Genomic DNA, 8,237 nt, shown 5'->3' on the forward strand with positions numbered 1-8,237 from the left:
CCGCCAGCACGGCGACCGCAAGGCCGCCGGCCGACTGCTTGCCCTCGTCGATCGGCGCGACCCGGTTCGACACAACGACCAGTCTGCTCAAAACGCTTCCTCCCAAGGTTTGCTCAGCCTCATGGCCGAGTTGATCAGTCCGACCATCGAGTAGGTCTGGGGGAAGTTGCCCCACAGCTCGCCGGTGGCCGGGTCGATGTCTTCGGACAGCAGTCCGACATGGTTCCGGTAGGTCAGCATCCGCTCGAACAGCGATCTCGCCTCGTCCTTCCGTCCGATCGCGGCAAGCGCGTCGATGTACCAGAAGGTGCAGATCGTGAAGGCGGTTTCGGGATAGCCGAAGTCGTCCTTGTGGACGTAGCGGTACAGCATGGTGCCGCGCTTCAGCGTGGCCTCGATCGCGGCCAGCGTGCCGAGGAAGCGGGGATCGTGCGGCTTGATGAACCGCAGCTCGTGCATCAGCAGCAGGCTGGCGTCGATCTTGCCGACCGGCTGGCCCCCTGGGTTGTCGTCCGTGCGATAGGCGTCGACGAAGCTGTTGAGTTCGGGGTTCCAGGCGCGCGACAGGACGGTTTCCCGGATCCTGTCGGCATGGCCGCTCCAGTACTCGGCCCGTTCGTCCAGGCGGAGCTGCACCGAGATGCGGGCGAGCCGGTCGCAGGCGGCCCAGCACATCACGGACGAGAAGGTGTGGACGTGCTCGGTCGTGCGCAGTTCCCACAGGCCGGCATCCGGCTTGTCGTAGAGCAGGATCGCCTGCTCGCCCAGACGCTCCAGCCGATGGAACAGGTCGGCCCCGCCGGGACGGACCAGCCGCTGGTCGAAGAAGGCCTGGGCGGAGGCCAGGACCACGGCGCCGTAGCTGTCGTTCTGGATCTGGGCATAGGCTTCGTTGCCGATCCGGACCGGTCCCATGCCCCGGTATCCCGCAAGGCCCGTGGCGGCGCGCTCGACCAGCTTCATTTCCTGGGCGATGCCGTAGACCGGCTGGAGCGTCCCCTTGCCGGCTCCGGCCACGATGTTGGTGATGTAGTGGAGATAGTCCTCCATCGTGGTCGTGGCGCCCAGGCTGTTGAGCGCCTGGATCACGAAATAGGCGTCGCGCACCCAGCAGAACCGGTAGTCCCAGTTGCGCGCCGTGCCCGGCGCCTCGGGGATCGAGGTGGTGACCGCCGCGATCACCGCCCCCGTCTCCTCGAAGGTGCACATTTTCAGGGTGATGGCGGCGCGGATCACGGCTTCCTGCCACTCGAACGGCAAGGCCAGCGAGCGCGAGAACTCCCGCCAATAGTCACGCGTCAGGTTGAGCAGATTGCGGCCGCTCTCGTCCACCGGGGCGCGCAACGGCTCGTCCGGACCGAGCAGCAGCGTCACCGGGTCGTCCAGGACGAACGGCGTCTCGTCCAGCACGTAGGCGATCGGCGCGTCGGTCGTCAGCCGCAGCACCTTGTCGGCGGAGACGTAGCGGATATGGTTGCTGCCGCGCGTGATCGACGGCGCGACCGATCCATAGGCGAAACTGGGGCGGACCCGGATCACGACGCGCGGCGTGCCGCGCAGGTTGCGGATCTGGCGGATGATCGTGATCGGCCGGTACGAGCGGCCGTGATGGCGGTGACGCGGCGCGAAATCGATGATTTCGATTGCGGAACCATTGCCGTCGTGAAGGATCGTTTCGACGATGGCCGAATTGGGCAGGTAACGCTGGTCGGCTCCGGCGCAGCCCAGCAGTTCGATCTCGTAGAAGCCGGCTTCCGGTTCCGCGTGGCCGTCGCCGCCGTTCAGCAGGCTGCAAAAGACGGGGTCGCCGTCCGGGCGGGGCAGGCACGACCAGACGATGCGCGCCCGCCGGTCGAGCAAGGCCGTGAAGCTGCCGTTGCCGATCAGGGCAAGGTTGAGGTCGCTCATCGCGTCAGTTACCCGCCGCGCCGTCCAGGCCGTCGGCCATTCGCGAGAGCCAGCGGTGGAGATCGCCGACCGAGGCGATGCGGCAGGTAGCATCCGTCGGCAGGCGCGTTCCCACCTGGATGGAGTGTCCGCCGTGCCGGTTGACGGCGCGGAAGCCGTCCTCGTCGGTCACGTCGTCGCCGATGAAGACGGGCGTGCGGCCGGCGAAGGGCGGCTCGGTCAGGAACTGCTCGACGACGGTGCCCTTGGTCGAGCCTTTCGGCTTCACCTCCAGCACCATCTTGCCTTCCTGGACGTGGAATCCCGCGCCGTGGCGCTCCATCAGCCTCGCCACGACGGCCCGGGCATCGCCTTCCGCTTCCGGCGCATTCCGGTGATGGAGGGCTACGGTCATGCCTTTCGGCTCCAGCCGGGTGCCGGGATGGTCCGCTACGAAGGTGTGGAGGCTGCCGACGATCTCGTCGAGAGCGCCGCGGTCGATCGTCGCGGTGATCCGCCGGCCCGCGGGATCGCGCCGTTCCAGCCCATGCTGTCCGGCCGCCGCCAGTGCCGGCGTTCCCAGCATCCTGTCGATGTCGTCCAGGCCGCGTCCGCTCACCAGCGCCACGGCACCCCCGAGAGCCCTATGCAGACGGACCAGCAGGCCGGGCAGTTCCGGGGCTACTTGCACGCCGTCCGGCTGGTCGGCGATCTCCACCAGCGTGCCGTCGAAATCCAGGAAGAGCGCCCAGTCCGGCGACGGCTGCGGCAGATCGGCCGCTGGGGCAGGGGCGTTGATGGTCATGCTGAAGCCTGTACTGATCGAACCGGATATGAGGGACCGGCAAGGCCTTGCGGCCTACCCGATCCATCGACACCCAGGCTAAACGCATGAAAAGGCTGGGCGGACCGCCGCAGGACCTAAGAAAATGCTCAGCCGGTGCCGAAGGGCGGCTCGGCAAGGGCTCGAGCGGGGCTCGGCAGCCGGCAGGTGAGGCGTCCTGCCGCACCGCAAACGATCAGATTTTTCGCACCGCACCCTTGAGGGCATGCAAAGTGGTCATACCTTTGTTTTTCGAATTTGCGGAACAAGGCGGCCCCGGCAGGGGCTTCCTTCTGACCGCCGCAAAGGCCCGGTTTCCCCGCCGGAAGCGGCTTTCCCGCCACCGAAATTTCACCTAACTCAATGCTGCGATGCAGCATGAATGGTTCAGCTTGCTGATAGTTGCCGATGCCTACTATTGGCTAACCGGTTGCGGCAATGAAGGATTCTTTTTTCTCTTGATTTCCGATGGCCTCGTCGGCATATTGTGCAGTGCGGGATCGATGGCGTCTCCGATGCGGTCGATCCTGTAACGCACTTCTTGGGCGTTTCCTCCCTAGACTCGGGCCGTGGCTTTCGTCACGGCCCTTTTTTTGTCTGAACGGCAGGCCGGGACCGCAGATTACGTCGGGCGGTAAGGTCGGCCGGCTATTCCGGGAGGGGAGTGCGGATGCGCGACAGGGCGCCGACAAGCTCTTCCATGTGGCCGGCGAGTTCGCCGATATAGGGCTTTCTCGTGATGGTCCGCTCTTCCATGTAGAGGGCACGGTTGATCTCGATCTGGAGGCACTGGACGCCCAGGCGGGGCCGGCCGTAGTGCCGGGTCGTGAATCCGCCGGCATAGGGCGTGTTGCGGATGACGATGTAGCCTTGCTGCCGCAGCGTCCGCTCCGCCGTTTCCATCACGATGGGCGAGCATGCGCTGCCGTAGCAGTCGCCCAGCACGAAATCGACCTTCGACCGCGAGGACGCCGTTTCCGGCGGATTTCCGCTGGATGGCATCGAATGGCAATCGATCAGCAGGCAGTAGCCGAAGCGATGGCGCGTCTGGTCCACCAGGCGCTTCAGGGCCGCATGGTAGGGGTGATAGAACCGGTTGACGCGTCCCAGGGCTTCGGCGAACCGCAGCTTGCTGCGATAGATCTCCTCCCCGTTGGCGACGACCTTGGCGATGGTGCCCAGACCGGCCGCGACCCTTGGCGATCGGGTGTTGACATAGGCGGGAAGGGCGTCGGCGAACATGTCGGGGTCCAGTTCGAACGCTTCCCGGTTGGCATCGAGGAAGGCGCGCGGGAACAACGCCCGTATCAGCGGTGCCCCAAGCTTCGGGGCCGCCATGAAGATCTCGTCGACGAAGCTGTCCTCCGACTTGCGGAGCGAGAAGGGGTCCAGCTTGGATGAGGCCAGGAAATCCGGCGGGTATGCCGTGCCGCTATGCGGCGAGGCCAATACCAGCGGCAGTGTCTGTACCGGTGGGGCCAGGATCTCGAAGACCTGGGTCCGGTCGGCTTCGGCGTCGAAATATCGATCCATGGCCAATCTTGTGTAGCCGAATCAGGTCGTTCTGTCATCTGGCGATAGTGAACACGCCACATTGACCAGCGCTCCCTCCATGGAGGATCAAAAGTTTTTGCTTTTTCGTGAATCTGGGGGTTGCCACCCGCCACACGGTTTGCTAATCACCCGTCCACCGCAGCGGGGCACCAAACGCCTCGCAAAACACTGGGATGGGCGTGTAGCTCAGCGGGAGAGCACTACGTTGACATCGTAGGGGTCACAGGTTCAATCCCTGTCACGCCCACCATCTTGAAGGCCAGTAAGTTTAATGACTTGCTGGCCTTCGCCATTCCTGGGGCTTGGTTCGTCGTTAAGGCCGGGGAAGCAAGGGGGAAGCACGCGAGAGCAAATTAGAGCAATTTTGCTTTGCAGTTTCAGCCGTCCCATCAGTGTCCGCGACTCGGTGCGGGAAGCAGCTTGGCTTCAGTGCTGATGGATGATCCGCGCTTAATCTACCCATGGATGTGTAAGCGACAGATCGTTGAACCGAGCGCGAACCGGATGAGGTACTCCATGGCGACGATCGTTCTCGTTCATGGCATTGCGCAGGAGTGATCTTCCCCCGGTATAGGGATCTCCCGCAGTTTGCGTGGATTCAAGCGGCGATGAGGACACGGCGACGGAGCAGATCGAAGTTGGCGCGTCCGTACATCTGGCGCTTGATCAACTTGAGCTTGTTGATCTGGCCTTCCGCCTGTCCGCTGCTCCAAGGCATGGTAAGCGCCGCTTCGACCGCCGCCCTATCCTGCTGCAAGCCGGTCGCGAAAGTCTCGACGGCCGGAACACCGCAGGACCGGGCCTCCTCAAGCCAGGTTCCGAAGACGGCGCGCGGGTTGGCCGGAACTTTGTCGCGGTGGATACCGCAGTCTCGCACCAGCTCGGCGAAGCCTTGGACCAGGGCGAGGGTTCTGCCAACTTCGGGATCCTGAGCAATCCGGGCGAGCGTCGCGGTCGCTGGCACATCGAGAGCTTCCGGCGATCGAACCAGCAGCCAGGCGAGTTGCCTTGGCGAGATCAGGGCAAGGGCAGGATCGTGAACGGTGTCCGATGCGGTTCCTGAGTGGTCGGAGCGCCACTTGTGCGGCGTGGTTTTTGCCGGTCCGGTGCGCCGCTCGTTCAGCCAGTGGCGCACCTGCTTGGCGGATCCGGCAAAGCCAAGTTCCTTGAGATCACGCCACAGCACCGACGCGTTCTCACATCCCTCGGCAAGCCGGGCTTCCAGGTGACCGAGATACGGGTCAATAATGCTCGGTCCGGGCACCCGCGCGGCACGCTCGGGAAAGCTCTGCGCATAGGCGTACCGCCGCACCGTACCCCGTGCCAGCCCCATCGACCGGCTGATCGCAAGCAACTTCTCGCCCGCGCCGAACCGCCGCTGGACCTCCTCATACTGCGCCAGGCGCCGATCCCGATAATCGGCTGTTGCCGCGGCTTCGGCGCGGCTGCGCCGATAAGCCCGGGTGCATCGTGGCGGTGTGGCTTCCGCACCCGGAACCAGTGGCAGACCCCGCAGCCGGCCATGGATGCCACCCAGCCACCGCTCGACCATCTGGCGCAGGTTCTGGAGCAGATGCCAGCGGTCCACCACCTGAACCGCCGCGGGAGCGCCCAAGGCGGCGCCGCGGGCATACTCGGTGGAGCGGTCGCGTGCGATCACCTCGATCGGGCCGCGGACTTCCAACCATTCCGCCAGGGTCTCCGCAGTGCGGTCGGGTAGCAGGTCGACCACCTGCCGCTCCTCCAGGTCGACCAGGATCGTCCCGTATGTCTGCCCTTTCTTCAGCGCCCAATCGTCCACCCCCAGCACGCGGGGTGTCGCGCACTCGGGCAGCGGAAGGGCGCGCACGAGGCGCAGCACGGTGTCGGCACTGGCCGGCATGCCGAGCCGGTGCAGCAGCCGCGCACCGGCCTCGCCGCCGCAAGTGACCCCGACCGTGCCTTGGGCGGTGGCGAGACGCCGGGTGCGGCGAGCCCGCGGCGCCAGCAGGTTCGGCAAAGGCTCAGCGAATGTCCGGCGTGGGCAGACCGGGTTGCGGCAATAGAACCGGCGGACCAGGAGGTCAAGGCGGACTTCCGTGCCGAAGCTTGGAAGATCGGTCGGATGACGGCGATATCTGCTATGGATGGACAGGCTCGTCGTGTGACACGTTGGACAGGAAGCAGCAGGATGCGCCCCCTGGACGGCAATGCGAAGACCCGTCGGACCAGCATGCCCCACCTCTTCAATGTGGCAGTCCGGGATCGGATAAAATTCGTGCATGTACTACTATATGTTGCTCCTCCCGTAAGAACTCCAGTTCCTCACTTTCGGGTTTTCCACGCAAACTGCGGGAGAACCGCTATACCGGGTGAAGATCAGAGTTGGAAAGGGCTGGTTTTCCAACTCTGTCACCGGTCAGAACTGACTGGATCTGGTGTAAACCCGGAACGCGTCCAGGGTCTGGTTGCCGATCTCCAGCAGGCCCGAGGATCTGGACTGTGCCTTGTCCGGGTTGTCCGTTCGACAGGCCTCTTCCAGTTCCCGAGATGCCTCTGCCAGCCGCATGGCGCCGAACGTGCCGGCTGAACCGGCCAGGTTGTGCGCCTCCCGTCCCAGCGCCTGGCCGTCGCCCGCGGCGGCATGCGCCGCTATCGAGGAAAGGCGCTGCTCAAGGTTCGCGATCCAGGACACCAGGATCCGGTCGAAATCCTCCGCGGGAACGCCGGCTTTGAAGCGCGACAGCGGCCCTTCATCGAAGATCGGCGCCTCCGCATCCGTCTGCAGGCGACCGGCACTTTCCGGCACATCGGCTTGAAGCCAACATCGGACCGTCGCAATGAAGCCATCCGGATCAATGGGCTTTGCCACGTAGTCGTTCATCCCTGCCGCCAGGCACTTTTCACGGTCGCCGTTCATCGCGTGGGCGGTCATGGCGATGATCGGGGTTCCGGCTCCGGTTCCGGTAAGCGCGCGGATGCGCCGGGTCGCCTCCAGTCCGTCAAGGACGGGCATCTGGACATCCATCAGGACGAGGTCGTAGCTGGAGCGCTGGACCGCGTCGACGGCCTCGGCGCCGTTTCTGGCTATGTCGACGGTCAGTCCCAGCTTCGCCAGCATCGAGACCACGATCTGCCGGTTTATTCCGTTGTCCTCGGCAAGCAGTATCTTTTTTTCACCGAAGGCTGAAGGGGCGAGCTCCCACGCCAACCCCGGCTGTTGCGACGCGATGGCCGGGATCTCAGGCCCGTTGTCTCCGTCGCGGTCGCCGGAGCCGAATAACCGCTGCAGGGTTTCCAGGAGAAGCTGCTGCCGGATCGGCTTGATCAGCACCGCGTCGAGGAAAGGCCTCCTCGTGTCCGTATGGTCCTGGGCGGCCTGGATCGTCATGGAGGATAGGAGGACGATTTTCGTTTCCGCCAGGTGATCCTGCCGGCGCATGCGATCCGCCAGCGCGGTGCCGGACATTCCCGGCATCATGTGATCAAGCAAAACGAGGTCGAACGGCTCCCCGCGATGCCAGGACCGCTCAAGGGCCGCGAAGCCGTCGAAGGCATCGGCGGCCTCGGCGATGACGACGCCCTCCCGCTCTAGGAAGCGGCGGAGCAGGCGACGGTTCATCTCGACGTCGTCGACCACGAGGACGCGAAGTCCCATAAGGCTTATCTTGAGTGAGACCGTATTCCTGGCCTGTGTCAATGCCGGCGCGAGATCGACCGTGAACCAGAAGGTGCTGCCTTGGCTCGGCTCGCTTTTGACCCCGATCTCGCCACCCATCAGCTCGACCAGGTTCTTGCAGATGACGAGCCCGAGGCCGGTACCGCCGTATTGCCGGGTTATGGAGGCGTCGGCCTGGGTGAACTTCTGGAAAAGGGATTGCCTTGCCGCCGCGCCGATGCCGATGCCGGTATCCTGCACCTCGACGCACAGTCTGACCGCGTCGGGACCGCCCCTGAGGACGCGGACGCCGACCTCGACCCACCCTTTCTCCGT

6 protein-coding genes and 1 tRNA gene are annotated in these 8,237 nt (G+C 64.8%); 1 reads left to right on the top strand and 6 read right to left on the bottom strand.

Features of this window, described 5'->3' with window-relative positions:
• Positions 1-87: 87 nt before the first annotated feature.
• The 4 genes from AC5JJ6_RS27555 to AC5JJ6_RS27570 form a co-directional block, all read right to left on the bottom strand.
• Complete coding sequence (locus AC5JJ6_RS27555) at positions 88-1,908, bottom strand: glycoside hydrolase family 15 protein (RefSeq protein ID WP_496045131.1); 1,821 nt, start codon at positions 1,906-1,908, stop codon at positions 88-90.
• Between the two features lie 4 nt (positions 1,909-1,912).
• Positions 1,913-2,692 carry a trehalose-phosphatase gene (otsB, locus tag AC5JJ6_RS27560; protein ID WP_496045132.1) on the bottom strand — a complete coding sequence of 260 codons (780 nt, stop codon included), beginning with the start codon at positions 2,690-2,692 and terminating at the stop codon, positions 1,913-1,915.
• A 128-nt stretch (positions 2,693-2,820) separates the two neighbouring features.
• Complete coding sequence (locus AC5JJ6_RS27565; RefSeq protein WP_496045133.1) at positions 2,821-3,090, bottom strand: hypothetical protein; 270 nt, start codon at positions 3,088-3,090, stop codon at positions 2,821-2,823.
• Positions 3,091-3,358: 268 nt separating this feature from the next.
• Positions 3,359-4,243: an N-formylglutamate amidohydrolase gene (locus AC5JJ6_RS27570; protein ID WP_496045134.1), complete on the bottom strand. Its 885-nt coding sequence runs from the start codon at positions 4,241-4,243 to the stop codon at positions 3,359-3,361.
• 196 nt (positions 4,244-4,439) lie between these two features.
• Between AC5JJ6_RS27570 and AC5JJ6_RS27575 the strand changes: the two genes are divergently transcribed.
• A tRNA-Val gene (locus AC5JJ6_RS27575) sits at positions 4,440-4,514 on the top strand.
• Positions 4,515-4,862: 348 nt separating this feature from the next.
• Here the strand turns inward: AC5JJ6_RS27575 and AC5JJ6_RS27580 are convergent.
• Together AC5JJ6_RS27580 and AC5JJ6_RS27585 are read right to left on the bottom strand one after the other, a co-directional pair.
• Positions 4,863-6,527 (bottom strand): ISL3 family transposase, encoded by a 1,665-nt coding sequence (locus tag AC5JJ6_RS27580; protein WP_496045135.1) that lies wholly within the window; start codon positions 6,525-6,527, stop codon positions 4,863-4,865.
• 135 nt (positions 6,528-6,662) lie between these two features.
• Positions 6,663-8,237: response regulator (locus tag AC5JJ6_RS27585; protein ID WP_496045136.1), on the bottom strand; the 1,575-nt coding region annotated here is incomplete at its 5' end.

The organism is Skermanella sp. (genome assembly GCF_059503625.1).

What these genes read in the sequence shown, in the direction of transcription:
- otsB (WP_496045132.1), bottom strand. Translation starts at nt 2,692, where the DNA reads ATGACCATCAACGCCCCTGCCCCAGCGGCCGATCTGCCGCAGCCGTCG.
- AC5JJ6_RS27580 (WP_496045135.1), bottom strand. Translation starts at nt 6,527, where the DNA reads ATGCACGAATTTTATCCGATCCCGGACTGCCACATTGAAGAGGTGGGG.
- AC5JJ6_RS27570 (WP_496045134.1), bottom strand. Translation starts at nt 4,243, where the DNA reads ATGGATCGATATTTCGACGCCGAAGCCGACCGGACCCAGGTCTTCGAG.
- AC5JJ6_RS27555 (WP_496045131.1), bottom strand. Translation starts at nt 1,908, where the DNA reads ATGAGCGACCTCAACCTTGCCCTGATCGGCAACGGCAGCTTCACGGCC.
- AC5JJ6_RS27565 (WP_496045133.1), bottom strand. Translation starts at nt 3,090, where the DNA reads ATGCTGCATCGCAGCATTGAGTTAGGTGAAATTTCGGTGGCGGGAAAG.